The sequence below is a fragment of the Cytobacillus oceanisediminis genome (genome assembly GCF_004366035.1).
In the GTDB taxonomy this organism is placed as follows: Bacteria; Bacillota; Bacilli; order Bacillales; family Cytobacillaceae; genus Cytobacillus; species Cytobacillus oceanisediminis_C.
On the sequence record NZ_SOEE01000001.1, the window covers coordinates 126,285 to 152,117 of the forward strand.

The 25,833-nt window shown below is 41.3% G+C and carries 26 protein-coding genes; 7 read left to right on the forward strand and 19 right to left on the reverse strand.

Going from position 1 to position 25,833, the window contains the following annotated elements; translation table 11 throughout:
• Positions 1-82: 82 nt before the first annotated feature.
• From DFO72_RS00670 to DFO72_RS00690, 5 genes are all read right to left on the reverse strand, one after another.
• Positions 83-931: a DegV family protein gene (locus DFO72_RS00670; RefSeq protein WP_113884646.1), complete on the reverse strand. Its 849-nt coding sequence runs from the start codon at positions 929-931 to the stop codon at positions 83-85.
• 97 nt (positions 932-1,028) lie between these two features.
• Complete coding sequence (locus DFO72_RS00675; RefSeq protein ID WP_113884645.1) at positions 1,029-1,883, reverse strand: amidohydrolase family protein; 855 nt, start codon at positions 1,881-1,883, stop codon at positions 1,029-1,031.
• A gap of 10 nt (positions 1,884-1,893) precedes the next feature.
• The gene (locus DFO72_RS00680; protein WP_113884644.1) at positions 1,894-4,962 is read right to left on the reverse strand and encodes a GNAT family N-acetyltransferase; all 3,069 of its coding nucleotides are present in this window, start codon (positions 4,960-4,962) and stop codon (positions 1,894-1,896) included.
• A gap of 225 nt (positions 4,963-5,187) precedes the next feature.
• Complete coding sequence (locus tag DFO72_RS00685; protein WP_113884643.1) at positions 5,188-5,718, reverse strand: hypothetical protein; 531 nt, start codon at positions 5,716-5,718, stop codon at positions 5,188-5,190.
• A gap of 13 nt (positions 5,719-5,731) precedes the next feature.
• Positions 5,732-7,420: a formate--tetrahydrofolate ligase gene (locus tag DFO72_RS00690; RefSeq protein WP_113884642.1), complete on the reverse strand. Its 1,689-nt coding sequence runs from the start codon at positions 7,418-7,420 to the stop codon at positions 5,732-5,734.
• Between the two features lie 180 nt (positions 7,421-7,600).
• Here DFO72_RS00690 and metA point away from each other — a divergent pair, with 180 nt between their 5' ends.
• A complete protein-coding gene (gene metA, locus DFO72_RS00695; protein ID WP_113884641.1) occupies positions 7,601-8,509 on the forward strand; it encodes a homoserine O-acetyltransferase MetA in 909 nt (302 codons plus the stop codon).
• Positions 8,510-8,701: 192 nt separating this feature from the next.
• On the opposite strand, the gene DFO72_RS00700 is transcribed toward metA, so the two are convergent.
• Both DFO72_RS00700 and DFO72_RS00705 read right to left on the reverse strand, forming a co-directional pair.
• Positions 8,702-9,394 carry an AIM24 family protein gene (locus DFO72_RS00700; protein ID WP_113884640.1) on the reverse strand — a complete coding sequence of 231 codons (693 nt, stop codon included), beginning with the start codon at positions 9,392-9,394 and terminating at the stop codon, positions 8,702-8,704.
• Complete coding sequence (locus DFO72_RS00705; protein WP_113884639.1) at positions 9,391-10,095, reverse strand: class I SAM-dependent methyltransferase; 705 nt, start codon at positions 10,093-10,095, stop codon at positions 9,391-9,393. The genes DFO72_RS00700 and DFO72_RS00705 overlap by 4 nt, the downstream gene beginning before the upstream one ends.
• Positions 10,096-10,239: 144 nt before the next feature.
• Here DFO72_RS00705 and DFO72_RS00710 point away from each other — a divergent pair, with 144 nt between their 5' ends.
• A complete protein-coding gene (locus DFO72_RS00710; protein ID WP_113884638.1) occupies positions 10,240-10,458 on the forward strand; it encodes a DUF3892 domain-containing protein in 219 nt (72 codons plus the stop codon).
• 47 nt (positions 10,459-10,505) lie between these two features.
• On the opposite strand, the gene mntR is transcribed toward DFO72_RS00710, so the two are convergent.
• The 4 genes from mntR to DFO72_RS00730 all read right to left on the reverse strand — a co-directional run bounded on the left by mntR (position 10,506) and on the right by DFO72_RS00730 (position 17,194).
• Positions 10,506-10,931: a transcriptional regulator MntR gene (gene mntR / locus DFO72_RS00715; RefSeq protein WP_113884637.1), complete on the reverse strand. Its 426-nt coding sequence runs from the start codon at positions 10,929-10,931 to the stop codon at positions 10,506-10,508.
• Between the two features lie 135 nt (positions 10,932-11,066).
• Complete coding sequence (locus DFO72_RS00720; RefSeq protein ID WP_113884636.1) at positions 11,067-13,229, reverse strand: DNA topoisomerase III; 2,163 nt, start codon at positions 13,227-13,229, stop codon at positions 11,067-11,069.
• 170 nt (positions 13,230-13,399) lie between these two features.
• Positions 13,400-16,330 carry a type I pullulanase gene (gene pulA, locus DFO72_RS00725; RefSeq protein WP_432207039.1) on the reverse strand — a complete coding sequence of 977 codons (2,931 nt, stop codon included), beginning with the start codon at positions 16,328-16,330 and terminating at the stop codon, positions 13,400-13,402.
• A 573-nt stretch (positions 16,331-16,903) separates the two neighbouring features.
• Complete coding sequence (locus tag DFO72_RS00730) at positions 16,904-17,194, reverse strand: hypothetical protein (protein WP_113884634.1); 291 nt, start codon at positions 17,192-17,194, stop codon at positions 16,904-16,906.
• Between the two features lie 317 nt (positions 17,195-17,511).
• On the opposite strand from DFO72_RS00730, the gene cspD reads away from it, so the two are divergent.
• Positions 17,512-17,712, forward strand: a complete 201-nt coding sequence (gene cspD, locus DFO72_RS00735; RefSeq protein ID WP_009332654.1) for a cold-shock protein CspD — start codon at positions 17,512-17,514, stop codon at positions 17,710-17,712.
• Positions 17,713-17,769: 57 nt separating this feature from the next.
• Here the strand turns inward: cspD and DFO72_RS00740 are convergent, their stop codons facing one another.
• A complete protein-coding gene (locus DFO72_RS00740; RefSeq protein ID WP_113884633.1) occupies positions 17,770-17,946 on the reverse strand; it encodes a zinc-finger domain-containing protein in 177 nt (58 codons plus the stop codon).
• A gap of 25 nt (positions 17,947-17,971) precedes the next feature.
• A complete protein-coding gene (locus DFO72_RS00745; RefSeq protein ID WP_113884632.1) occupies positions 17,972-18,628 on the reverse strand; it encodes a reverse transcriptase-like protein in 657 nt (218 codons plus the stop codon).
• A 186-nt stretch (positions 18,629-18,814) separates the two neighbouring features.
• On the opposite strand from DFO72_RS00745, the gene DFO72_RS00750 reads away from it, so the two are divergent.
• The 3 genes from DFO72_RS00750 (at position 18,815) to DFO72_RS00760 (ending at position 21,065) form a co-directional block, all read left to right on the forward strand.
• Positions 18,815-19,492, forward strand: a complete 678-nt coding sequence (locus tag DFO72_RS00750; RefSeq protein WP_113884631.1) for a queuosine precursor transporter — start codon at positions 18,815-18,817, stop codon at positions 19,490-19,492.
• A 249-nt stretch (positions 19,493-19,741) separates the two neighbouring features.
• Positions 19,742-20,143: a reverse transcriptase-like protein gene (locus tag DFO72_RS00755; RefSeq protein WP_113884630.1), complete on the forward strand. Its 402-nt coding sequence runs from the start codon at positions 19,742-19,744 to the stop codon at positions 20,141-20,143.
• Positions 20,144-20,147: 4 nt separating this feature from the next.
• A complete protein-coding gene (locus DFO72_RS00760; RefSeq protein ID WP_113884629.1) occupies positions 20,148-21,065 on the forward strand; it encodes a DMT family transporter in 918 nt (305 codons plus the stop codon).
• Positions 21,066-21,104: 39 nt separating this feature from the next.
• Here the strand turns inward: DFO72_RS00760 and DFO72_RS00765 are convergent, their stop codons facing one another.
• Both DFO72_RS00765 and DFO72_RS00770 read right to left on the reverse strand, forming a co-directional pair.
• Positions 21,105-21,368, reverse strand: a complete 264-nt coding sequence (locus DFO72_RS00765) for a DUF6123 family protein (RefSeq protein ID WP_113884628.1) — start codon at positions 21,366-21,368, stop codon at positions 21,105-21,107.
• 117 nt (positions 21,369-21,485) lie between these two features.
• Complete coding sequence (locus DFO72_RS00770) at positions 21,486-21,947, reverse strand: divergent PAP2 family protein (RefSeq protein WP_113884627.1); 462 nt, start codon at positions 21,945-21,947, stop codon at positions 21,486-21,488.
• A gap of 222 nt (positions 21,948-22,169) precedes the next feature.
• On the opposite strand from DFO72_RS00770, the gene sspL reads away from it, so the two are divergent.
• The gene (sspL, locus tag DFO72_RS00775) at positions 22,170-22,307 is read left to right on the forward strand and encodes a small, acid-soluble spore protein L (RefSeq protein ID WP_113884626.1); all 138 of its coding nucleotides are present in this window, start codon (positions 22,170-22,172) and stop codon (positions 22,305-22,307) included.
• Positions 22,308-23,128: 821 nt separating this feature from the next.
• Here sspL and DFO72_RS00780 read toward each other — a convergent pair.
• From DFO72_RS00780 to DFO72_RS00795, 4 genes are all read right to left on the reverse strand, one after another.
• Positions 23,129-24,019, reverse strand: coding sequence for a 5'-3' exonuclease (locus tag DFO72_RS00780; protein WP_113884625.1), 891 nt, complete (start codon positions 24,017-24,019; stop codon positions 23,129-23,131).
• A 79-nt stretch (positions 24,020-24,098) separates the two neighbouring features.
• Entirely contained in the window at positions 24,099-24,701 is a 603-nt protein-coding gene (locus tag DFO72_RS00785) for a hypothetical protein (protein ID WP_113884624.1), read from the reverse strand.
• Positions 24,702-24,792: 91 nt separating this feature from the next.
• Positions 24,793-25,629, reverse strand: a complete 837-nt coding sequence (locus tag DFO72_RS00790; protein ID WP_113884623.1) for a sulfurtransferase — start codon at positions 25,627-25,629, stop codon at positions 24,793-24,795.
• Complete coding sequence (locus tag DFO72_RS00795) at positions 25,626-25,817, reverse strand: hypothetical protein (protein WP_113884622.1); 192 nt, start codon at positions 25,815-25,817, stop codon at positions 25,626-25,628. The genes DFO72_RS00790 and DFO72_RS00795 overlap by 4 nt, the downstream gene beginning before the upstream one ends.
• Positions 25,818-25,833: the final 16 nt, after the last annotated feature.

Genomic DNA, 25,833 nt, shown 5'->3' on the forward strand with positions numbered 1-25,833 from the left:
ATTCATTATTACAGACGGCACTGATAAAAAAATGGTGCAGAAAACCAGTATTTGATTTCCTGCACCAGGTCCCTAAGCTATTTTATTCAAGGCCATTCAGCCAGCTGATGCCAAGTGTATTTTCTCCTGCATGGACTCCAATCGTAGCCCCCAAAGAATAGCATCCAAATTTAACTCCATTAAATTCTTCCTGGAGTTCCCTCTTCCATTCCTCCGCTTCTTCCGGATGCAAACCGTATAGGATGAATACTTCCTTCAGCAGTTTTCTCTCATGTGCACCCCTTAGCAGATTCACAATTTTGTCTTTTGCCTTTCTTTCGCTTCTGGCTTTCTCTTTTACGCTTAATTCCCCATCACGAACTGAAATGATCGGCTTTACATTTAGCATGCTGCCCAGAAAAAACTGAACTCCGGACATCCTGCCGCTTCTATGAAGCTGTTCAAGACTCCCAATGAGGACATATGTTTCACCCGTATCACGAAGTGCCTCAAGCCTCCGGATAATTTCTTTTATATCCAGTCCGGCTTCTGCCAATTCCATCCCCTTAAGGACTAACCTGGTTAAAGGGTATGATAATATCTTGGAGTCTATGCTGTATACTGGTATATCAACCAGCTGGGCGGCCTGTTCACTGGAAGAAACGGTCCCGCTGAGTTTTGCCGATACCAGCACTGCGATGATACAGTCATAGTCCTTCTGCAGATTTTCATATAACTCCCGAAAAGCGCCAATGGATGGCTGGGAAGTTTTTGGAGGAGTATCCAGGGTTTTTAAGCTCGCATAAAGTTCTTCCGGTGTTAAATCAACCCCATCAGTATATTCTTTGCCATCCATAATGATGGTCATCGGAATCTGGTATATGTGAGGATGGTTTCTTAACTCGTTATTTAAAAAAGCAGTGCTGTCTGTTACCCATGCAATTTTATCCACTGTAGCCGCCCCCTTTTAAGATATTTATACGTGTATGTATGTAAATAAGACTATTTGAAAGGCTGGAAGTGAAAGATTTCTCTCCCAGCCGCAGGTTCTATGGCAGAAAAGGCTTGATTTTAGGAAAAACCTTTATCGCGGTATTGTAAAATACATCTTCATGATGCTCTTCAGGTATGAGTTCTTTTATAAATTCAATATAAGGACCCACTGGAGCAAGAGGCCAATCGGTTCCAAACAGCAATTTATCGTAAGAATCCGCAAACACTAAAGCATGCCTCAGATGATCCAAAAATCTTCCTTTGCTGCGTTTCTTCAATTCTTTTTCTGTACCTACAATCAAGCCTGAAAGATCGGCATAAACATTAGGATTCTTATATATTATTTCAGCTCCTGTCAATGTCCATGGGTCTCCAAAATGAGCAATCACGAAATTGACATTCCGGTGTTTAACAGCCACCTCATCAATAGCCAGGGGGTGAGAATACTTAAGCAATCCCCTTTCTGAATAGGTATCCCCTGTATGAAATACAACAGGAACTCCGTATTTTGCAGCGAGTTCATACACAGGTTCATAAACATCATCATAGGCATAGAAAGGATAATACCCCAGGTAAATCTTGATCCCTGCCACGTTTGGTTTTTGCAGATCATCCTCCAGCCTTTGAAGAGCTCTATCATTGAGATCATATGGATTGATGCCAGCACAGTAAACAACATCAGCCGGTATCTTATCATCCAGGTCAAGCCCCATAGGCGTTCTTGCTTCATAATCCGGAAAGCCCATATTTTCGGTTTCTGTAAGCCCCATTGCAATGCTCAAGACTACATTAGCTTTTTGGAACTCCTGCTGATGCCCAGGATATGAATAATCTACAAAGGAGAGTTCATTGGCAGTACGATGAAATGATTTAATATCTGAAAAATGAATATGTGCATCTATGACTTTCATAATTTCTCCTTTAGCGGAATTCCAGGTTGTGGAGTCTATTAAGCAGTCTGCCCTCGATGCTTCTTTCATCAAATGCAATAAAGCCCGGTTTGGCCAATAGGCCTGCATTTCTTTCCGAAATAACTTCGAATGCTTCTTTATTCATATATGCTCCAAGGAATTCATTATCTTTGCTTCTCACTACATACATATTTTCAGGAGACCGGCAGCTGGAAATACGGGATCCATCAATAAGTACAAATGACTGCTCCTCAACTCCGGCCTGATATGCTGATTCTGCTCCTTTGTCACTTACTGTAAGAGTAAGATCCTTTAATGAGCCTCCGGATATAAATATATCTGTAATCCATTTTTCATTTAACAGATATTTCCCGCCTGCATTTTCCGCTTTTACCCAATGAGCAAGGAGCGGGACCCCCGGCAATAACGCGAAATACTGTGTATATTCAAGGCCTTTCCATATGGAGTGATGGACAACTTTCGTATGGATGGCCAATGCAGACCATTCGTTTCCATACGAATCTTTAACACTGGTAAATTCAGCAGAAGATGTCTCCTTTAATAGCGAGAACACACTCATTTGCGATGGCACAGTTTTCATGCCGCCAGTCCATGGATTCCACCATCCTTTGGCCACCGGCTCGGGAAAGGATGAATCAAGCCACTCCCTCTTTTTATAGGTTAATGAGAATAAGCCAGGATAAAAATCCGGTGCTCCTTTTAAGCTAATAATGCCATTATCCATGATATAAACAGTCTTGCCGCCATGCTCTTCCGTAAACATACGGACATTACCCCTTTGCACAAGCAGAAGTTCTCTTACTTGCTTCTTTTCACTGTCAAGGGTAATTTCAGCATTTATAATAGATAAAGGCTCCGTATCCTTAATAGGAAAACTGGATTTAAATACTCTTAATTCCTGTTCTTGACTAAAATTTGAGGTTTGATTTTTATCTGTATTTAAATAAAAATCAATAGTGCCATTAAGATAACTTGAACGATATGTTTTAATAGTGAATTCTGCTGTATCCTGTTCTTTTGCAACTGGATTTCCCCTATTGATAATTAGTGCTTTTTCATGTTGAACATTTTTTTCATACCCTGACTCCACACCTGCAAAATGCCGCATTTCTTCCCATGTCCGGAAAGCTCCTATTGATAAATAGCCAGGTGCCAATATTATCTGATCTCCCGATTCAAAGAAGCCAGTTTCCTGCTGATAGTAAAATTGCCACCCATCCGGATTGGACTTCGCATTTTTCGGCCAGCAGAATCCAACCGGCTCGCCATTATGATCGGCGAAGAACCAATTTTCGGTTATACCTGATAACTCCATGAACCCCAATTCTTTTATGTCAGAAAACTCGATTACTTCATTATCCAGCGGAAAATATGGCTGCTGCATGTCATAATATAACGGCTGGCTGAAAAACAGATTCTCATATCTTTCAGCCCCTTCGTTTATCAATTCAGCCCATACTTTTACTAAGCCTTCACCATATAGGGACGTATACAATGATACAAGAATTCCTGTAAATGCTTCAGATTTGAATACCAATTTGAAGGTGATCGCAGTGTCATCTGCGAACCACTCTGCTGCCGCCGGCTTTGCCTTTGAAAATTCAGTTGAAAAGGGTTTCCCAAGTTTAGGAGCAAAAAACGCGAAAGGCTGGTTAACACTTTCGTTTCTGCCAGCCGTTATTTTATAATCCAATTTCCGGATATTCACCTGGCAGATTCCATTGCAGATATGCCAATAATCCTTTGACTCTCCTCCAAACTTTTGACCGAAGCTTTTAAGTGGGATGCCCATCGAGCTGCATGTAAAAGCGAGTTGGTCTCCATTTTCCTTTGTAGCCAATACCGCCATTTCCGGCTGATAGAAGCCATATTTTTTAACAATGAAAGGCACCTTCAGCAGCTTACGCCCTTTTTTGTGAAGATTTATTCGAAACTCCCGCTCTTCTAATTCAACAAGATCACTTACGGGAAAAGAAAGGTGAAATACTGCGTCTTCTTCCAGGTTGTTCTCTACCTCAATTTCCAATTCATTTTCCTGATTTATAAATCTGAGATTCCCCTTTGAACCGCCTGTAATCCTGGCTGGCTGCTTAGGCAGCAGACCAAGGCGCAATTCACACTCCTCACCATTAACCCATACCTTAACGCCTAATGAAGGATGCGTTTTCCAAATACTAGGCTCTTCCCCTTCATGCACTATGAATTGTCCGGTTATTGCCTCGTCACTCTCGGCCATCAGGTCATGCTCGAAAACAGCTTCGACTCTTCCCTGGTTATTTCCTTCAGCCTTAAAAGAAACAGGACTTCCCGTCTTATTTATGAGTTTGAGCTGGAAATTTTGGATTTCATTTTCGATTACTTCATGATGATCCATGGATAGTTCCAGAAGGTAATCATTCGTTTCTATTAAACTGATTCCTCTGCCGGATCTTTCAAATCTGACTCTTGCAGACACTTCCCCGCTTTCCCAAATATACTCGTAAAATGTAAAGCCGTTTTCTTTGATTCCATCTGGCTTTACGTCAATTTCTCTCATGCTGCTGCTATACCAATCAAGCTTTTCAAAGGCAGGTTTCAAGAGCTGTGTATGGTGAACAGCCGGAATAAAATTCATTAAGTGTGTTGTATCATCTCTGTCTTCCCAGAAGAATCCGCATTTTTTGTAAAGCGGGACAGCTTTCACATTTCCTGGCCATGTATACAAGTCAAGGCGCGGCCAGCCCAATTCAATTGTTTTTTGAAGCGCTCTCATAACAAGCATCTTTCCTATTTTCCGTCCATGGTAATCCGGCCTTACATTTAGAAGAGGAATATATAGGGAACCCGTATCTTCTTTATATTCCGATAACCCGCAATAGCCTACGACCTCTTCACCATCCAGCGCTAAGTATAAAGTAATATTGCCATTATTCGCTTCCTTCGTTTTTACTTGTTCCTCAGTCATTACACTGGTATCTCCGCCCCAGCTGTCTCTGCTCAAGTTCCACATTTTTGCTATTCCTGCCGCAAAGCTCTCATGATACTCTGCAATGACTATTTTGTCTGTACTTTGAATCATACCTTTGTCCTCCTGACTAGGTTACGTCTTGTCTACCCTTCTCAATTCCTTTTCCTTCAATAATCATAACCATTTGCCTCTCCTCCTTTTGGATTTGTCCGGAATGTTTTTCCATTCCTTCTTAATCGTATTATCAGAGTAAGTGATTGTAAATATAATTTTGAATCTTCCGTATAAATTTCATACAAAAAAAGCGCCTTGCTATTTCGGCAAGACGCATTCATATTAAAAATGGATTTTTCTTAAAGCTTTCATCGAAGAGGTCATATAAATGATCATTTCATTCAGATCATCTATCTGTTCTTCATGAATAAGCCGGTTAAAAGAAATGACGGTTTCTGTTTCGGCCATGGCCTTCATATTTTCAGGATTGTATTTCACAGTCTGTTCGACCTTCCGTCCGCTGCCCCAGATATGACGCAGAACTTTACAGATTTGCAGAGATGCATTGGAAGCTTTTAAATGCTTAATTGTAAATTTCACATAAATCCGGCAGCCTGCCAGCTTCTCAGATTTCCCTTGAGGCAATAGCTCAGCTGCAAGATTATCAAGTCCCGCTTCCATTGTAAAGGTACAGAAAATCTCCGCCAAGCCTTCTGCATTGTCTGTAAAAGTAATGTCATACCTTCGGCTCATTTTAGCTGAGTTTAAAATATCATTTCGATCAACAATTCTTATTTCACCGTCAAGATCCCGGTCATAAAATCCGCCTTCCATAACAACCTTCATATTTTCAAAGGCCGTTGGATCAAACATGTGCTAATCCCCCTTAAAATAGGCCGACTGCATTTCCATCATCATCTACATCCATGTTCATGGCTGCAGGTGCTTTAGGCAAACCAGGCATAGTCATCACATCTCCGGTAAGTGCTACAATGAACCCTGCACCAATGGATGGCTTCAGCTCACGTATAGTAATGGTAAAATCTGATGGCCTTCCAAGTTTTGCAGGATCATCAGATAATGAATATTGTGTTTTAGCCATACAAACCGGCAGTACGCCCCAGCCAAAGCTTTCAAAGTCTCTTATCTGCTTTTTGGCTTTGGTTGAGTATTCCACTTTACTTGCGCCATAAACCGTCTGGGCTACTGTTAGAATTTTCTCCTCAAGAGGCAAAGATAAATCATATAGGTGGCTGAACTTCGCTGCTCTTTCATCCAAAATTCCCAGGAGCTTCTCAGCCAGCTCAATTCCTCCCTGCCCGCCTTTTTCCCAAACCTCTGTCAGCGCCACTGGCATGCCGGCCTCACTGCAAAGTTCTGTAAGGACCTCTATCTCATTCTCGCTATCGGAAATAAACCGGTTAATGGCCACTACATACGGAAGTCCAAAGCTTTCAATTGTTTCAATATGCTTTTTTAAATTAGCAAAGCCTTTAGTGAGTGCTTCTGTATCTTCCTTGCCCAATTCAGCTTTTGACAAGCCGCCATGCATTTTCAGAGCACGGATTGTAGCTACAATCACCACTGCTTCAGGGTCAATGCCTTCGGTTCTGGCTTTAATATTTAAAAACTTTTCAGCACCAAGATCCGCGCCAAAACCGGCTTCTGTCACTACATAGTCAGCCAGCTTGGAGGCTGCGGCAGTTGCAATCACACTGTTGCAGCCATGAGCAATATTGGCAAACGGGCCGCCATGGACCAATGCCGGTGTATGTTCAATTGTCTGCACCAGATTAGGTTTGACTGCTTCTTTAAGAAGCAAGGTGAGAGCTCCTTCCACTCCAAGATCAGCCACTGTTACTGGCTGTTTATCATAATTGTATGCAATCACCATTTTCCCCAGTCTTTCCTTCAAGTTCTGAAGGTCGGATGCAAGGCATAGAACGGCCATAATTTCTGAAGCCACAGTGATATCAAATCCATCTTCTCTCGGAACACCTTGTACAGGCCCTCCAAGGCCAATAACGATTTTTCTTAATGCACGGTCGTTCAAATCCAGGGCACGCTTCCATACAATCCTTCTCTGGTCAATATTTAACAGGTTCCCCTGCTGGAGGTGATTATCAATCAGGGCAGCCAATGCATTATTGGCTGTAGTGATTGCGTGAAGATCACCGGTAAAATGCAGATTGATGTCTTCCATCGGCAGGACCTGCGAATAACCTCCGCCGGTTGCTCCGCCCTTGATTCCCATTGTTGGCCCGAGCGAAGGTTCCCTCATCGCGACCATAGCTTTTTTGCCAAGTCTGTTAAAAGCATCGGCCAGGCCAACTGTTACTGTGGATTTTCCTTCTCCTGCAGGTGTCGGATTAATGGAAGTGACAAGAATTATTTTCCCGCTTACTTTCGTACTTAATCTCTTTAAGGTTTCTGCGGATAATTTTGCTTTATACTTGCCGAAAAGCTCCAGATCATCCTCTGAGAGCCCGATTTTTTCAGCTATTTCCGCAATGGGCTTCATTGCAGATGCCTGGGCAATTTCAATGTCTGATTTCACAATCGGTTTCACATTCATTTTTATCCCCCTAGAATCCAATATGTATAGGTTCCTTACAGCTTTATTGTACCATCCCTGAATCGAAATATTGTCATTTACTTTTGATATTTTCGCATTTTCACACAGTAAAGCATTGATACAATTTCGAATCGTCTTTATAATAAGTTTAATTGAATTTTTGCACAGGGAGATGATCACTTGCCAATAAAAATTCCTAAGCTGCTTCCTGCAAGGGAGATCTTAGAGGAAGAAAATATTTTTATCATGGATGAGGACCGTGCCAAACAGCAGGATATTCGCCCACTAAATATCCTCATCCTGAATTTGATGCCTGAAAAAGAAAAAACCGAAGCACACCTTTTAAGACTCCTTGGAAATACACCTTTACAGGTGAATATCTCGTTTTTAAAAACGGCCACACATCAATCAAAAAATACCAGTCCTATGCATCTCGAACAATTCTATACTACATTTGAGCAAGTTCGAAACCGTAAATTTGACGGGATGATCATAACTGGAGCACCTGTAGAGCTTCTCGACTTTAAGGAAGTGGACTATTGGGAGGAACTAACCGTAATCATGGAGTGGACGAAAACCAATGTTACTTCCACCCTGCATATATGCTGGGGGGCACAGGCAGCGTTATTTTATCACTTTGGGATCGGAAAATATGAGCTGCCTGAAAAATGCTCTGGTGTTTATCTTCATGAAGTCCATGACCGAAGCGAAAAATTATTGAGAGGATTCGATGACATCTACTTTGCTCCGCATTCGCGCAATACGGATGTTTATAAAGATCAATTGATTGAACACCCGGAAGTCAAGCTCCTGTCATCATCTGAGGAAGCGGGTCCTTTCATTATGAGTGCGAACCGCGGAAGACAAATCATGGTAACAGGACACCTGGAATATGAAGCAGGCACACTTGCGGAAGAATACTCTAGAGACAGAAACAGAGGCCTGCAGGTTCCCGTGCCAAAACACTATTTCCCGAATGATGATCCCGACAGAAACCCGCATAATAAATGGCGGTCACATGCCCATTTAATGTTTTCCAACTGGCTGAACTACTATGTTTACCAGGAAACACCTTATGATTGGGATTAATAGTGCAGTGAACGGATAACTTAATTTGCAGCAAAAAGCATGAAAAAAGCCCGGTCTTTGAGAGGAGTTCCCCACTCAAAAACCGGCTTATCCTTAAAATAAGAAAGTATAAAATTTTGAACTTCGATTACTGTCTAACTTCGGCCCCTACCCCCTCGAGGTCAGGGGTGGGCAAGGCGCTTCCGCTTTTCCTTATGATTGCTGAGCATAATACACTTCTTCAAATGGCTGAACTACTACAAAACCGTTACCTGAAAACTTCATTTGGATTGACTCTCCGCTTCCTCTTCCAAGGAACGTTTTAAATGAGATATCTGTCACAAATTCGGGCTGCAGTGTACCTGACCATGCAACTGTCGCATTCGGATCGGTATATACCGGATTATCAGGAGTAACCAAGAGTGTCAGCGGCTCATAGTGAGAAGTGATAGCCACCATTCCTGTTCCTTCTAAACGGACGTTGAACAAACCTCCTGCGAGCATGCCCGCCATCCTCTTCATTAACTTAATGTCCCAGCTGATGGAAGGCTCAAATGCAAGCAGATCATTCCCATTTACAAAGATGGCATCTCCATCTAGATTCAGGATTGAAATTTTCTTTCCCTGGTCTGCAAGGTACAGCTTTCCGTTGCCCGTAGCTTTCATTAAAGCTGCCCCTTCTCCAGTAAGTGCCTTTTTGAACATTTTTCCTAAGCCATGCTCGAGTATCCCTTCGCGTTCAAACTTAATTTGGCCGCGGTAGGAGACCATCCCGCCAGCTTTAGCCCAAACCTGGCTGGTTAAATTAATTTCGAGCATCCTTGGTGTTTCAAGTTCAAATAACCCTTCTCCTTTATCCTGCTGTTTTGTCTGATTTACAAACTCTTCAATTGAATATCTGCTCATTCTTTTCCCATCCCTTCATTTTTCTTGTTTTCAAGCATAAAGATCCACATAAAAGATAATGATTGCTTTAGCTCATCCGTGAGCGAGCCTTTTGAAAGCTGGTCTGATGCTTTTTTATAAACGCCAAGTTCATCAATCTTTAACCATCCGTTTTCTTTTGCAAGCCGTTCAAATTCCCACGGCATCATGGTATTACATATAACTTTTTCCTTATATAGTCTGCGGTAGCTGTTAGCCCGGGGTGCAGCTGTTGGACCAAGAATGCCTATACACGCCCTTCCGCCCGGTTTAACAGTTCTCCGAATTTCTTTTAAAACATCCAGCGGGCTCTCTGTCCATTCCAGTGAATTGATGGCAAGGACCGCATCAAGTGCATTCTCTTCAAGGGTAAGATCTGATATGTCTTCTTTCTTAAATACCACACCTGTTTTTTCGTTCAATTTTTCTGCTTTATGTATCATTTCTTCAGAGACATCAATCCCGATAACCCTATATCCAGCCAAAGCAAGTTTGTATGAACCATACCCATCTCCGCATCCAAGGTCACATACGGCAGATCCCTTTTTGACATGCTTTTCGAAGAAGGAGATGATATCCTTCCGGCTCCCTTCCTCCCACATTGCTGCGCTCTTTGCATTCCATGATTCCGAATTTTCATCCCAAAGCTTCTCTGCTTCTGCAGACCAGTTAAAAGTGCTCATCATATCCCCCCTGTTATGCATACGATTGTTCATTAAAAAAAGTTCCCAATATTTTAAATTCGCTAAGATTATCATAAATACCTCTGATTATAAAATGTTAAAAAAGTCAACAATATTGATAGAAAATGAATAAGGAGAGTTTATATGAACGGCGAACAGCTGACAGCAGTCTACCGAAACAACAATGATGAGATTATTTCATTCCAGACTTCCGGTGGAAGAATCATTTCTTATCGGAAAGCACTATTGGAGGCTGAAGAGGGCTTGATTGAGGGTATTCAAATTTATGAAAACGAAGATGGTTCTATGTATCTGAATCCTTCCTTTGCGCCATCTTTTGATGATTTTCCCAGCTTCTATTAAAATAGTGCCAGTACATGAAAAAAACCTGACGCAAAGCGGTCAGGTTTTTACTGTTCTTCTTCATTTTTACGCTGGATTTCCCTCAGCACTCCAATGCGGCTTTCATCTTCTTCAAAAAACTGAACCAAGTCGCCAACCCTGTCAATGGCATCCCAGCTCAGGTGATGTTCAATGCCTTCCACGTCTTCATAAATATTTTCTTCTTTAACTCCAATAATACGCAGGAGCTGTTCTAAAAGTTCATGCCGATATACAAGCCTCTTGCCGATTTTTTTCCCTTTTGGCGTTAAAATAAGCCCTCGATACTTTTCATAAACCAGATACTCATCCTTATCAAGCTTCTGAACCATTTTTGTCACTGAAGAGGGATGAACAGAGAGAGCCTCGGCAATATCAGAAACTCTGGCATATCCCTTGTCTTCAATTAACATATATATTTGTTCAATGTAATCTTCCATACTTGGTGTTGGCATTACGCAACCTCCTGCCAATTATAAAAGCGCAGAGCGCCATGTCCACTTTATATCATTTATAAATAATTATAAGACTTTAACGATTTTACTACAGTTGGAAAATGGAGACAAGGAAATACGCTGCAGCAAGCAAATTCAGGTCTTTTGCGGGAAGAGAAATTTGACTCTATTCTCCTGTCGGTCCCAGGTTAATTTAGCTGAAAATGTTTTATCCTTTCCTTTGCTTGTAAAACCTTCAACTAATTCTGTTTCCCCATCCTTTAATAGCTGTTTGATCAGTTTCTGAGTCATCGTCCTGCCCATAATGCTTTTGGAAATAGTAAAGGTGCATTTTGTTTTATTATAATTGGAGCAGCCATAAAAGCTCCCCTTATCAACAACTTTACCATCACACAGCATGCATTTGCCCAGATTGGCTGCTCTTTTTTGCTTGAATTTCCCCGGCGTGAATCCCTCTTTATCTTCTTCAGAAAATGTCCACTTTCCCGCATGTTCAATGGAGGCGGAAATCAAATGGCCAACCATTTTATTGGTTTGCTCCATGAATTGTTTGGGGGATGCCTGACCATCCGAAATATCCTTCAGCCGCTGTTCCCATTTGGCCGTCATTTCTGGAGAAGCCAGTATTTCTGTGCCTATTGCCTCTATCAGGATTTTTGCTTTTGAGTTTGCATATACAAGATTCTTCTTTATATCAATGTATTTGCGCTCCTTCAGCATTGTGATGATTCCCGCCCTTGTGGCTTCCGTTCCAAGGCCTTCCGTCTTCATCAGGACCTTCTCAAGTTCCTTATCTTCGATTTGCTTCCCGGCCGTTTTCATCAGTGTAATCAGCTGGCCTTCAGTATACCTTTTGGGCGGCTGGGTTTTGCTTTCTTTTACATCCGCCTTTATCACTGTACCTTGATCACCCGCCTGCAATAAAGGCAGAATCGGTTCTTTTTCCTTCTCCTGCTGCGGAATCACTTTTCTCCAGCCTTCTTCAAGCTGTACTTTTCCCTTGGATAAAAACAAAGCTCTTCCATCTGCAAGGGTCTTAATAGTTGTATATTCTGTTACAGCTTTTCCATAATGTGCAGCTATTAAGCTCCTTACGATCAGGTCATAGAGAATTTTTTCATCCGAAGATAATCTTACCAGGTCGGGCACCTGTTCGGTCGGAATAATGGCATAGTGATCAGTTACCTTTTTATCATTCACATACCGTTTATTCTTCAAAATCGAGCTTGAAGGCAGAGGGAAAAATTCCTTATACTCATCTTTTGTTTCTATTTTTCTGAGAATCTCCGGAAACATTTCCGCTTCTCCTTCTGTTACATGCCTGGAATCTGAACGAGGATATGATACGATTCCTTTTTGATAAAGCTTCTGCATTACATCAAGTGTTTTTTTTGGCGGAAATTTGAATCTGCGGTTGGCTTCTGCCTGCAGTGCAGAAAGGTTATAAAGCATGGGCGGCAGGAATTCTTTTTTTTCGGCCTGCACTTCTTCTAGATGTGCATCTTTGTCCCTGCAGAATGCCGCAATCTTTTCGGCAAGCTCTTTCGTCTTAATTCTTGATTCCCCATCTTTTTCCCACTTGCCGGTATATTTTTTCCCGTTTACTTTAAACTGTGCAGTTACCTCCCAGAAAGGTTCGGAAACAAAATTCTGGATCTCCTGTTCTCTTTTTACGATTAAAGCTAAAGTGGGAGTCTGAACCCTTCCTACTGAAAAAACATCCGAGAAGCCTTTCTGCTGCAGAAGAAGACTGTACAATCGGGAAGCATTCATGCCAACGATCCAGTCGGCACATGCTCTCGTATAGGCTTCATAATATAAGTTCCTTGTGTCACTTTCATCCAGCAGGGCAAGAAACCCTTCCTTTATAGCTTTAGGAGTCAAGGAAGAGATCCAGAGCCTTTTCATGGGCACTACTGTACCGGTAAGCCTCAGAATATTCCGGATGATAAGCTCGCCTTCTCTCCCTGCATCACCAGCATGGATAATTTCTGTTAATTTTGGATTAGAAGCAAGCTGTTTGATTATATTAAATTGTTTTGCTTTATCCTTTGTCACTTCATATTGAAATTGCTCGGGAATTATGGGCAATGTATCCAATGACCATTTTTTCCAATCCTTATTGTATTGTTCAGGGGCAGACAGCTGGCATAGGTGGCCTATAGCCCAAGTAACATGAGCCCCTTGGGGAAATATATCGTTCGGAAGGATCTCAATATATCCCTGGTGTTTCTTCATTTTAAAAATAGAAGCCAGCGTCATACCCTGATCGGGTTTTTCCGCGATTATCAGTTTCATACTTTAGCTCCCTTTGCATTTAGAACAAATTGTAGACATCTATTTTAATATTAACCTAAAAATTTAGCAAAGGGAGTTAAAATACCTATATAGTTATGAAATTTTTAAAACAATCGTGTTCCGCAAGCAAAACAAAAGAAGAACCCCCTGACAGGATTCTCCTCCGTTACTTATCTTTTAAGAATAAAGCTTGTTTGGGCGGGTACTTCAATTGTTTTTGACTGATATATCTTTAGGGTTCTTATCCCTGCCTGTTTTCCGTCTGCAAGCAAATGCCAAGGTCCCCTGGCTGGAAGGGTTATTTTTGCTGATTCTGTATTTGCATTATGGATTACAACAATCTCTTTCGCTCTATCTTTTAGGCCTTTTGCATCCAGTCTATAAGCCACCGTATTATCTGGGGCATTCATAAATTCAAGCTTTGATTGAATATCCTCAGCTGTTGTCATTCTAAACGATTTATAATGCTTTCTGAGCTTAATCAGACCTTTAAAATAGTCTACTTCCCCGCTGAATTCAGTTCGGCGGTTCCAGTCTAACTGATTTACACTGTCAGGGGATTTATAGCTGTTGTGATCCCCGTATTTTGTCCGCATGAATTCCTGGCCTGCGTGAACAAAACTGATTCCTTGGGATGTGAGTATAAGGGAAGAAGCCAATTTATGCATTTTTTTTCTTGCTTCCTCCGTTGCATCTGGATTGGTCAGTTCAAGCTTATCCCAAAGAGTGTGGTTATCATGTGCCTCGGCATATGTAACCGCCTGTTCAGGATCTTTGTATGTGGCCATTGTGCCCGGATAATCCAATCCTGCTGCAATTCCTTGCTGAACAAAGTTTTCCATGCCTTGTTTGCCATTTACAAAACCTTTATCCAGTTCATCAAACACACTGCCTTTTAAACCATCCCGGATGCCATCGTTGAAATGGCCAATGCCAGGCATATCTTCTGCATTTTTCTGATTGGCCTTTCTTTCAGCTGCCAGTGGTGTGTTTAAATCCCATCCCTCCCCAATGATAATGATAGCAGGATCAATTTTATCTAATGCCTTTCTTACTTTATTCATTGTTTCAGTGTCATGAATGCCCATCAGATCAAAGCGGAATCCATCAAGATTATATTCCTCAGCCCAATATGCAACAGAGTCGACAATAAATTTCTGCATCATTTTTCTTTCCGAAGCTGTATCATTGCCGACTCCTGTGCCATTGGCAAGTGTTCCATCTTCGTTATAGCGGAAATAGTAGCCTGGAACAAGCTTATGGAAACTGGATTCATTTACTGCAAACACATGATTATACACAACATCCATTACAACCCGCAGCTGCTCATTATGGTATTCCTGAATCATTGTCTTCAATTCTGTAATTCTTGCAGCTGGATCATAAGGATCAGTAGAATACGAGCCTTCCGGCACATTATAGTTTTTAGGATCATAGCCCCAGTTATATTGTGGTTCGTCCAGTTTTGTTTCGTCAACTGTCCGGTAGTCATAAATCGGAAGGAACTGAACATGTGTGACTCCAAGATCTTTTATATGGTTTAAACCTGTTTTTTCACCTTTTGAATTTAAAGTGCTTTTCTCAGCAGCCCCAATGAACTTCCCCTTATGCTTAATGCCGCTGTCCTCATGAATCGAAAGGTCCCGTATATGAACTTCATAAATGATGGAGTCCTCTGGATTCTTTAACTTCGGCTTCTGTTTATTCCACTTTTCAGGGTCGGTTGAATCCAGATCCATCACAACGCCCCTGTCGCCATTCACTGTTACAGCCCGTACATAGGGATCAGTCGCTTCTGTCCATTTCCCTCCGATTTTAACTTTATAATTGTAAATCAGCCCATTTTGATTACCTTTTAGAACAGTTGTCCAGGTTCCTTTTTCACCTCTTTTAAGCGGAAGTTCTTCAGCGGTCTGATCATCCCAGCTGTCATAAAGCACTATCGATGCTTCACTTGCTGTAGGGGCCCAGAGTCTGAAGGAGGTTTGATTTTTCGTATACTGGTTTCCCAGCCTCCCATCATAATAGAAAGCATCATCAAATTCCTTTGATCTGATAATATTCCCAATCTTCACCTCTGCCTCTCCGAATGAAACTGCAGAGATTTTATATGATTGCCTGAAATCCAGTTTATCTTCAGTTATCACTCTTACTTTATTTATAAAATCCTTTTCCTCGTCCCCGTCATAAGGAACAACTTCTTTAATATCTGCATTGTCAATTTCAATTATGGATTCCCAATCCCTCCACTGGAAAGGAAAATTGGTTTCGAGCGTAATCTGATTAAAAGTATCCATAGAAGCATTCACTATTTTTGGATCTTTTTCAATATAGGCTGGATTGTAATAAATTCTTTCTGTTCCCTGAACAATCCATACTTCTGCATTCCCATTTTCATCGAACCTTGTAATAAAGCGATCACCAAATTCCTTGCCGGCCCAATCATTTCCTTCCGTGCTCTTCCTGACTATGAAACCGGCCTTTTTCATACTTTCCGGATTTTCAAGCTCAAATTCAGCAACTTTCCCAAAATCATCTTCTGCTGTAAAATCAACTCTTTTTCCATCCTTGCCTTCTGGCCAAGTCCATAAATTCCAGCCTTCATAATTACCGTCATATCGAAAGTAGTGGAGTTTTACCTTCACCCTTTCAAATGCCGGAAAGTCCCTGTACTCACCATCAGGCGGTGATGTATATGTATGTTCATCGCCAGCTTTCACCCATACTTCATCATTGCCGCTCTGTACATTGATGAATCGGTCTCCCCCATCCTTCTCCCAGCTGTCAGTGCGGACAATGAAGCCAACTTCATCATGGATTCCCGGGAGTACAACCTCTGCAGTAAGTCCAAATTCATCTTCACCAGTGAATTCAAAAGCCTGCCCTTCGCCATCTTTAGGCCATACCCATAAATTCCAATCCTTCGTATTGCCCTCTGCAGGCTGATAATGGATAGTGACCGCTGTAGTCTGATCGATCCTTGTTGTCATTTTTTCGGCCGATGCAATCGTTTGCATAAATGGGGATAAAAAATTGGATGCCGCCAATATTATGGCAGCGGCCAGAAAAATATACTGTTTATACTGTTTATACCGTTTCAACCTAAGTCCTCCTTCGTAAATTATTTAAAGATTCCTGCAATTATATATTAATCCATAAAGGAAAGCGTTTGCATAAGGCGGAAGACCCTGTGAATTTTTACCTATCATACCTGCTTGCAATAAGAAAAGCGCAAGGGCCTTGCCCTCAAAGGAAGCAGACTAATATGCCACGTCCTCCCAAAAGCTGCCGCTTTCGGTCGTGCGATGTTAATGCTGATCAAGCCTTCCTTGTCCTGTGGGCCTCAAGCATAAGACGGTCGCACAGAAAGGTGTTCTTTGCCTTTTTGGCAGGGTTGCCCCCAATGTGGAGGCGACTTCACAGGGACGACAAGTATAAGACGAGCCCTGCAATATGGTGTACACTTTCCTTCTTGCAGGGATTGGCTAGTATTTCTTCCCTAGGAGCCGCAGCTAGACAGGCTTGTGACCTCGAGGTGGCAGGCCATATAAGCTAACGCTATTAAGTCGTGCGATGATAAAGCTGTCGTGGCATTCCTTGTGGAGCTTGACAGTTATCAATGTTCATAATTTTATACTTTTTTATCCTTCAAAAAAAAAATCGGCTTTTGCCGATCATTCTTTAAGATAGCGCTTTATTGTAAGGTTTTTTTGGATGTACCATTTATTTTCTGTGACAATGTTAGAGACCGTTAAAATCATGGATGGAATTTTCTCAACATTAAATACAATGATGCCTAATTGGTCATTCATAATAAGAAATGACTCTCCATGTGAGTATAGAGGGAGGTCCTTGCCAAGCTGCAGGATCGAGCTGATGATGGCCTGCTTCTCTTCTGCTTCTATTTGGATGTTGGGTGAAAACCTCAAGATCCAATCTTGATTCTCAATGGAAAACCGATACATTTTCCTCACCCTTTGGCAACAAGATAATTAATAATTAATATGAGAAAATCTATAATTTATGTTATCAATTCACTCGAAAACATTGTATTACGCCTTCAAATAAACAAAAGTTAAAATATTTAAAATATTTTATTGTTTTTTGTAAAAAAGCGTTTCAATTCCTTGACGGAAAGTGCCCATTCGTGTATATTATAATCATCATTTAACAGAATATATTTCCGTTATTAGATAAAAATATCTGCTCTATGTTTTGTTAGGTGGTAATATTCATCTAAGGCACAAGATGTGTCTTGACAGGCTTAGGAGGAAAAGTAAACATGCAAAACGGTAAAGTAAAATGGTTCAACAATGAAAAAGGTTTCGGTTTCATCGAAGTTGAAGGCGGAGACGATGTATTCGTTCACTTCACTGCTATCCAAGGTGAAGGTTTCAAATCTTTAGAAGAAGGCCAGGAAGTTTCTTTTGAAATCGTTGAAGGAAACCGCGGACCTCAAGCTGCAAACGTTGTAAAACTATAATTCAAATATAACGATAAAAAGGCTGGCACCTGCCAGCCTTTTATTTTTGTCCTGAATTTATGAAAGCTTGCTGCCGATTGATTTAATTTTCTCCCCTACAGTGCACTCTGTAATGCAAAATCGATGGGCATATCTGCGCCCTCTTTCCTCTTTATGATGCTTATGAAGGAAGCAGTCTTTGCAGTAACTGATCATCAGCTCCTCCACTTCATTAATAATTTCCTTTCTGCTCAAACGATTCACGCCTCCTTATATCCGATTATATGATCTGCATTTTGCTGTTAATAAACTTCCCCTGCAGTGCCTGGCCGGCCAATTTATCTGCTTCTTTATTTTCATTGCGCGGAATGGGTTTATATCTTGGAAGAATGCCAAGCTTTTTAATTTTTTCTTCAATTCGGTCAAGCCAGCGGTTTAAATTTTCTTCATAACATGGCCATTCACCTTCAAGCTGTTTCAATACTACCTGGGAATCACCTTTGAATTCACAGGTCATATGATGAACGCCCATTTCTTCGAGCAGGTTGAGAGTGTAATAAATGGCCGCATATTCTGCCTCATTATTATTATCCATCTCATCAAAGAGCTCATTTGCCCGAACACGATACTTTTTTTTGCCCTGTTTAAAATATATTACCGCTCCGAGCCCTGCCTGACTGGTTTCTTTATTAAATCCCCCATCAAAAAATACGGTAATATCGTGGGGATCCTCTTCAACTTCCATTAGAAGTTTTCTCATTTCCTTTGTGCTCCATGAAGTGCCAGCTTCATCATAGTAAATTACTTCTTTGCCCTTCCCTGATTTTTCAATATCTTCACCAGCCTGCATGGCCGATTCACCGTCAATCCAGTCTGAAGAAAATAATATATCCTCATTACCTTTAAGTTTATATTTCCATTCCAATTTATATTTCATCAAGGTCAGCCTTTCTGTACTTTATTAGCTGGTCATCATTATTAGAACTGTTTGCAATAGTTGAACTTATTATACTTTACTTAGTTTATTACTAACTGAGTATATTTCAAGGTATAATGGTCAATGACAATTTTATATCTCCTGCGGTTCGCAAACTCCCGCATTAACAAAACTAGGAGGAATATGATGTTTAATGAATGGTTTGGATTGCTCTTTGCAATTATTAATTTCACATTAGTATTGGCTATGTACCGCATGTTCGGAAAGACTGGTTTATTCGTGTGGATTGGCTTCTCCACTGTCATGGCCAATCTTCAAGTCGTAAAAACCATTGAAATGTTCGGCCTGACGGCTACTTTAGGAAACGCTATGTACGGTACCGCTTTTCTCGTTACGGATATCCTAAATGAAAAGTACGGAAAAGAAGAAGCAAAAAAAGCTGTATGGCTTGGTTTCTTTACTCTTCTATCCATGACTCTCATCATGCAGATGGTCCTATTATTTAAACCGCATGAAACAGATTTTGCACAGGAGCCCCTCAGCACTCTTTTTTCGATTCTTCCGCGGATTGCTGCCGGAAGCCTTGCTGCCTATTTAGTCAGCCAATTTACCGATGTTTATATCTTTACCTATTTAAAAAAGAAATTCCCAAAAGATGGCCATTTTTGGATCAGAAATAATGGCAGCACCATGATCAGCCAGCTATTGGATACCCTTGTTTTTACAAGCATTGCTTTCCTCGGTGTATTTCCAATGGAAGAATGGATTCAGATATTCATCACGACTTATTTGCTGAAATTTATAGTAGCTATACTTGATACCCCGTTTGGCTATATCGCTAAACGTTTTCCAGTAAAAGATTAGGATGCCGTTTTGGTATCCTTTTCTGCTTTATCACAGTCTAACGGGCAGTAAGTCCTCCCAATTCAAGACTCAGAGGTATCAATGGAGGATAAGTGGGGATCCAACTGCCCGAAAAGGCCCGATTGGTTCAACTAACAATTAGTGGGGGAAAGCGCCCCCACTGATTGAAGTTTCACTTTATCGAATATTTTTATGATAAACTACACTTAGTTTACCCTATTATGCGGTTAAAAACAGGAGGCAGTTTAATTGATTGAAGTATATATCGATGGAGCAAGTGCCGGAAACCCGGGTCCCAGCGGTGCAGGCATATTCATTAAAAATAATGGCCAAGTTGAACGCTATTCCATTCCTTTAGGGAATATGGAAAATCACGAAGCCGAATACCGTGCATTTATTCATGCTCTGGAAATATGTATAGAAAAGGGATACAAAACAGTTTCCTTTCGAACGGATTCACAGCTGGTTAACCGGGCCGTTGAAAAGGAATTCGTTAAAAATAAAAAGTTTGCTCCCTTGCTTGAAAATGCTTTGGAGCTTACAAGTCAATTTGATTTGTTTTTTATGAAATGGGTGCCCAGCTCGGAAAACAAAGGCGCTGATGAATTAGCCAGAGCTGCCATTCGCAAAAATAGAACGAAAGGTCAATGAGATAATGAATAGATCGGTTATATTTGCAGATGTAAGCCTTTTGCTGGTAGCCTTTGTATGGGGAACCACCTTTGTGCTTGTCCAAAACGCCATCGCTTTTCTTGAGCCATTTTCTTTTAATGGCGTACGCTTTTTCATGGCCGCTTTCTTACTGGGAGGCTGGCTTGTTATTTTTGAAAGAGAACAGTTAAAGAAAATTAACAAAAAGCTTTTGATTTCTGGAGTCATTTTGGGCCTGTTTCTATTTTTAGGATATGCTCTCCAGACAATCGGACTGCTTTATACAACTTCTTCAAAAGCTGGCTTTATTACGGGGTTAAGTGTAGTAATGGTCCCGGTCCTATCTTTTATGCTTTTAAAAATTAAGCCGGGATTCAATGCTATTATAGGTGTATCAATTGCAACAGCGGGATTGTACTTTCTTACAATGACCGATAAAGTCTCGCTGAATATCGGTGATGCATATGTATTAATCTGTGCAGTCGGTTTTGCCCTTCATATTATTTTCACAGGGAAATACAGCAGCAAATATCCGGCCCTGCTATTAACGATTATTCAAGTAGGTACCGTGGCATTACTATCAGGCATTTTTGCGTTTTTTACAGAAAATTGGCAGCAGGCATTTGAAACTGGAGTATTATTTAAGACCAATGTGGTGACTGCTCTTATTGTAACTTCACTATTTGCGACCGCGCTCGCATTTTTTGCACAGACGGCTTTTCAAAAATACACAACACCAACAAGAGTGGCCCTCATATTTGCCATGGAACCTGTGTTTGCAGCTGCTGCAGGATTTATGTGGGCGAATGAGAGACTTTCCTTTAGTGCTCTGACTGGCTGTCTGCTTATTTTTGCAGGTATGATCTTTGCAGAAATACCTGCTAAGAAAACATTGTCGATCTTTAGGAAAAAAACAGCTTAATAATTAGAAAAAGGCGTGTTCTCTAAAAAGACACGCCTTTTAAATGAGTTCTTTTTCTTTTACAAATTTTATTGCTTCCCGCCTGCTGGTAATATTCTTTGAAACCAATGTTTCAAGCAATGATACGTAAAAACTGCCGTCAAATGATTTCTGAGCTTTTAATGTGAGTTCTATTGCTGCATTGGCAAGCTCGTCAGAAGCATTGGTATAATTTTTGCCAAAGTAAATGAAGCCAATCGCGTCTTCCCGAAATTGAAAACCTTTACTTTGCAAAAAGTGCAAATACTCTTCAACTGTCTTCATTTCACTTACCCTCTTCCCCTGCTCCCTCCTGCGTTCTCCTAAATCTTACCTGATTTTTCGACAATTATCTACCTTTTTCTGCATGAAACAGGGGAGTTGTAAGCTCAATTACATCAATTATTTCTTCTTAGTTAGAAGGTAGCCAATTGTTCCGGTTAATACACCGAGGATAGCTCCGCCCAGTACTTCAGCAGGCTGGTGGCCGAGCATTTCCTTCAGCTTCTTTGGGCCTTCCTCCTCAAACTTTACTGTCTCATCTTTGTGAATTTTATCTACCAGCTCCCCAAGGCTGTTTACCTTTAAGGTAAGCTCACCGGTCTGGCGCCTAATTCCCTGAGCATCATACATAACAATCAGGCCATAGACCAGCGATAGTGCAAAGTCGACCGTCGGAACTCCGCGCTTTAAAGCTATAAAAGTAGTTAAAGACGAAACACCTGCCGAATGAGAACTCGGCATACCCCCTGTCTGGAAAAACAAATCCGGACGAAGTTCTCCCTTTTTCACATAATGGATGGGGATTTTCAGGCCCTGTGCCAGCCCTATACTTAAAAGAGCGATATAAACTCCCTTATTCATAACAACTCACCTCTTCTTTATTGTGAAGTATGCAGACTCTTATTATTCCTCCTTCAAATGCCAATTAGGCTTGTCTAAATGGAGTAATTAAACCCAAAACAGAAGAAAAATTCACCGCATCAGTTGCTAAATTGTACCCTCGATGGACATGATTAAAACCCAAAGACTTTAACAATAATAAGGTTATCAACGGAGAAATTGCTGACTGGGGAGGTGAATCACATGGGCAAAAATGGACATACAAGCAGAGGAAAAAAAGCACCTGGCGTAAACCCTCAAGGATACGGGCAGGATGCTGAATTTTCAGAAGAGCCTAAAAGCAAACTGGAGAATGCAGCGAAGAAGACGAATACTAAATAAATTGGATGCCGCCTATAGGGCGGCTTTAATGATTTGTTTAGGGGAAAGCTCGGGATGCTTCATTTCACTTCGTTTATGCGTGCATAAACCTTCTGGGCTTGGGTTTTTCTTATTTGCGCTTGCATACTTTCCTTTTCTGTGCGGTATGACGAGGATATGCGCGGGGTTTTCTTGCTCGTGCGCGCAGTCTTTCCTTTTCAGCGGGGGATTGGCGAAGATATGCGCGGGGTTTCTTCGGTTTTGCGTGAGTGTTCTTTGTGTGCGCGGGTTTCTCTTGTTCGTGCGCGCAGTCTTTCCTTTTCTGCGCGGGATTTGCGAGGATGTGCGTGGGTTTTCTTCGGTTTTGCGTGAGTGTTCTTTGTGTGCGCGGGTTTCTCTTGTTCGTGCGCGCAGTCTTTCCTTTTCTGCGCGGGATTGGCGAGGATGTGCGCGGGTTTTCTTCGGTTTTGCGCGCGTGTTCTTTGTGTGCGCGGGTTTCTCTTGTTCGTGCGCGCAGTCTTTCCTTTTCTGCGCGGGATGGCGAGGATGTGCGCGGGTTTTCTTCGGTTTTGCGCGCGTGTTCCGTGTGTGTGCGATTTGATTTCTCTTGTTTGTGTGCTCATTCTTTCTGCGCGGGATTGACGAGGATGTGCGCGCTTGTTCCTTGTGCGCGCGGGTTTCTCTCTCTTATGCACGCAGGGATTGTATATGGTCGCACCAAAACTTTTTTCGTGCGGCTTTCTCGTTTTATGCGCTCAGTCTTTTTTTCACCCGCGGGTCAGACGGGGTTGTTTAATCATGAAAACAATAAAAAAACCCCAGGCAGCCGCCTGGAGCTTCTATTATGCATATTCCTTTTTAAAATCAAGAAATCTGTGAAGGCCGCGGAATTCAATTTCAGTGAATTTCTCCATGACCTTTTCACGGTTCATTGTGAATTGCGCCAGGTCTAGAGGGCATTCAACAGGTACATCGCATTTTATTTCAGCGAGCTGTCTGCTCAAGTGCAGCATTTCAAGATCCTGTTCGATTTTAGTACGCTGTCCTTTTGTGAGCTGTTCCAGGTTTTTTAATACACCTTCAATATGCTCAAATTGCTGCAGGAGCTTAAGAGCTGTTTTTTCGCCAATCCCTTTTACTCCAGGATAATTATCACTTGTATCCCCCATGAAGGCTTTCAAATCAATCATCTGCTTTGGTGTTATTCCCTTTTCTTCATAAAAGGTTTCTGTCGTATGCACAAGATAATTGCCGTAGCCTTTTTGTAGCAAAATGACAGAAATATTGTCATCCAGAAGCTGCAGAATATCCTGATCGCCAGTAAGGATCAGGACTTCCGCTTCCTGGCTTGCTTTTCTTGCAATGGTGCCAATGCAGTCATCAGCTTCATATCCTTCAAGGCCAATATTTGGAACATCAAAGGCTTCAACGACTTCTTTTACCAGATCGAATTGAGGCACAAGTTCAATCGGAGCTTCAGGACGATTTGCTTTATAAGCATCAAACATTTCCGTACGGAAGGTTTTGCTTCCCATATCCCAGCATACGGCAACATGTGTCGGGTTAAAGGAAGAAACAGCCGTTAAGAAGTGTTTTACAAATCCGTAAACTCCATTTGTAGGTATTCCTTTTGAATTTATCATAAATTGACCGGACATGGCTGTTGCAAAATACGCCCTGAACAGCAGAGCCATTCCGTCAACCAGCAGCAGTGAGGGTTTATTCTCGTTCATTTTTTCGCCTCCTGATTATAATCATAACTACTATTATAACATGGGAAACTCTCCGTTTCTCTTGAAAAGATTTACAGCCTTATTCTGTTTCCCTTATTAATTCAACTCCATGTTCTTCCAGTTCATAGTAAGTAGCGATTCGCGCATTACGGATATTAGTATTTAATGGATACGCATATGTACTTCCATCTTTAAAGGTGAAGATTAATTCACCATCAGACATAACACCCATTTTGTTTATGACTGTTTGCCTGGCTTGTTTGATTTCCGGCCAATCATAATGCTTCTCCTTCAAACTGAATAATGTATTAAAATGGACTCCATTCTTATCAATATAGTGGTAATAATCAAAACTGAGAATCACTGCAGCTAGTGAAAAAAAGAAACATGCTCCTGTAATAAACTTCGCAATCCTTCCGAATTTTTCAGCACTGTGCAGCCAAACTCCAGCTAAGATAAAAATCCCCATCGATGCCAGCGCTATGCTAAATGTAACATAAGCATCTTTAGGAGCTTCAAAAACCCAGGTCCCTTCAGGTCTGTAAAATTGTGCCTGAAATGGCGAAAGTAAAAATATAGGAATAAAAATTGCTGACAATATTAGAATGATTGCAGTCGTTACCAATATTTGTTTTGTATCAGTTCTTTGTTTTTTTGTTATCGTGTAGCCCGAAGTATTCATTTAACCCCTCCATTTTCAAAATCTATCAAACCTTTTAAATTATATAATAATTTAAACAGTAAAAAAATCCCTTTTTTGAAAAGGGATTTCTCTATTTTTCGACAGTTTCTATTTTATTCCCGTCATAAGAGATCCAATCACTGAAGCTTCCAGCATATAATTTAACATTAGGGAAGCCAGCTTCCTTTAATGCCAGGAAATTAGGTGCTGCTGTTACCCCAGATCCGCAGTAAACAATTACAGGTTTATTCTTATCGATGTCTGCAAACCGTTTTTCCTGTTCCTCTGCTTCTTTAAATCTGCCGTTTTTATACGCCTCAAGCCAAACTCTATTGATTGCTCCCGGGATATGGCCGGCTTTTTTATCAATTGGCTCCTCCAGTCCCAGGTATCTCTTTGCCTCTCTCGAATCAATTATTACAGCAGTATCCTGATGATCTGTAAATTCTTTAACTTCTTCGTATGAAGCAAGGATGTCAGGCTGCAGTTCGATTTTAAATTCAGCTGGCCCGAAGCTTTGAACCTTATTATTCAAAGGATAGCCGCTTTCAGCCCATTCTTTATATCCGCCGTTCAATACATAAACTTTTTCATGTCCCAAATACCTGAGCAGCCACCAGAACCTTGCAGCAAAAGCCCCTTCTCCTCCATCATAGGCAATTACTGTGGTATCTCTGCTGATACCAGCTTTCTTAAGTACTTCACTAAATTGAGAGGGATCTGGAAGCGGGTGCCTGCCCCCATGTTCTCTCACAGGGCCTGACAGATCCTTCTCTAAATCAAAATACACGGCATTGGGAATATGGCTGAGATTAAATAAGCTGCGCCCTTCTTCCGGTGACCCAAGTTTAAAACGGCAGTCGGCAATTCGGATATTGGGATCATCCAGTTTGGTTAATACCCATTCCTTTTCTACTTGATACTTCATTTAAGGTTCTCCCCTTTTCTCTTTTCCATCAGGCGTTTTATATGTTCCTTTGGTGTCCAGCAGTTAAATTGATAGTCAGGTTTTGTTTCATAGCCCAGTCTGCTGCAAAAATAAACCATTCCTTCTTTACGCCTTTCAGGCTGGAAGTTTACGCAGGTTGCACATGCATGAAAAGAATTTTTTCCCATAGCTCTCCCTTTTCTT

Bases quoted from the DNA above. Each gene is read 5' to 3' on its own strand.
- DFO72_RS00795 (WP_113884622.1), bottom strand. From the start codon at position 25,817: ATGGGAAAAAATTCTTTTCATGCATGTGCAACCTGCGTAAACTTCCAG.
- DFO72_RS00785 (WP_113884624.1), bottom strand. From the start codon at position 24,701: ATGAATACTTCGGGCTACACGATAACAAAAAAACAAAGAACTGATACA.
- sspL (WP_113884626.1), top strand. From the start codon at position 22,170: ATGGGCAAAAATGGACATACAAGCAGAGGAAAAAAAGCACCTGGCGTA.
- DFO72_RS00680 (WP_113884644.1), bottom strand. From the start codon at position 4,962: ATGATTCAAAGTACAGACAAAATAGTCATTGCAGAGTATCATGAGAGC.
- DFO72_RS00790 (WP_113884623.1), bottom strand. From the start codon at position 25,629: ATGAAGTATCAAGTAGAAAAGGAATGGGTATTAACCAAACTGGATGAT.
- DFO72_RS00720 (WP_113884636.1), bottom strand. From the start codon at position 13,229: ATGAAACTGATAATCGCGGAAAAACCCGATCAGGGTATGACGCTGGCT.
- DFO72_RS00750 (WP_113884631.1), top strand. From the start codon at position 18,815: ATGTTTAATGAATGGTTTGGATTGCTCTTTGCAATTATTAATTTCACA.
- DFO72_RS00745 (WP_113884632.1), bottom strand. From the start codon at position 18,628: ATGAAATATAAATTGGAATGGAAATATAAACTTAAAGGTAATGAGGAT.
- DFO72_RS00770 (WP_113884627.1), bottom strand. From the start codon at position 21,947: ATGAATAAGGGAGTTTATATCGCTCTTTTAAGTATAGGGCTGGCACAG.
- DFO72_RS00765 (WP_113884628.1), bottom strand. From the start codon at position 21,368: ATGAAGACAGTTGAAGAGTATTTGCACTTTTTGCAAAGTAAAGGTTTT.
- DFO72_RS00700 (WP_113884640.1), bottom strand. From the start codon at position 9,394: ATGAGCAGATATTCAATTGAAGAGTTTGTAAATCAGACAAAACAGCAG.
- DFO72_RS00690 (WP_113884642.1), bottom strand. From the start codon at position 7,420: ATGAATGTGAAACCGATTGTGAAATCAGACATTGAAATTGCCCAGGCA.
- DFO72_RS00685 (WP_113884643.1), bottom strand. From the start codon at position 5,718: ATGTTTGATCCAACGGCCTTTGAAAATATGAAGGTTGTTATGGAAGGC.
- DFO72_RS00780 (WP_113884625.1), bottom strand. From the start codon at position 24,019: ATGAACGAGAATAAACCCTCACTGCTGCTGGTTGACGGAATGGCTCTG.
- cspD (WP_009332654.1), top strand. From the start codon at position 17,512: ATGCAAAACGGTAAAGTAAAATGGTTCAACAATGAAAAAGGTTTCGGT.
- DFO72_RS00705 (WP_113884639.1), bottom strand. From the start codon at position 10,095: ATGAGCACTTTTAACTGGTCTGCAGAAGCAGAGAAGCTTTGGGATGAA.
- mntR (WP_113884637.1), bottom strand. From the start codon at position 10,931: ATGCCAACACCAAGTATGGAAGATTACATTGAACAAATATATATGTTA.
- DFO72_RS00760 (WP_113884629.1), top strand. From the start codon at position 20,148: ATGAATAGATCGGTTATATTTGCAGATGTAAGCCTTTTGCTGGTAGCC.
- DFO72_RS00675 (WP_113884645.1), bottom strand. From the start codon at position 1,883: ATGAAAGTCATAGATGCACATATTCATTTTTCAGATATTAAATCATTT.
- DFO72_RS00710 (WP_113884638.1), top strand. From the start codon at position 10,240: ATGAACGGCGAACAGCTGACAGCAGTCTACCGAAACAACAATGATGAG.
- DFO72_RS00730 (WP_113884634.1), bottom strand. From the start codon at position 17,194: ATGTATCGGTTTTCCATTGAGAATCAAGATTGGATCTTGAGGTTTTCA.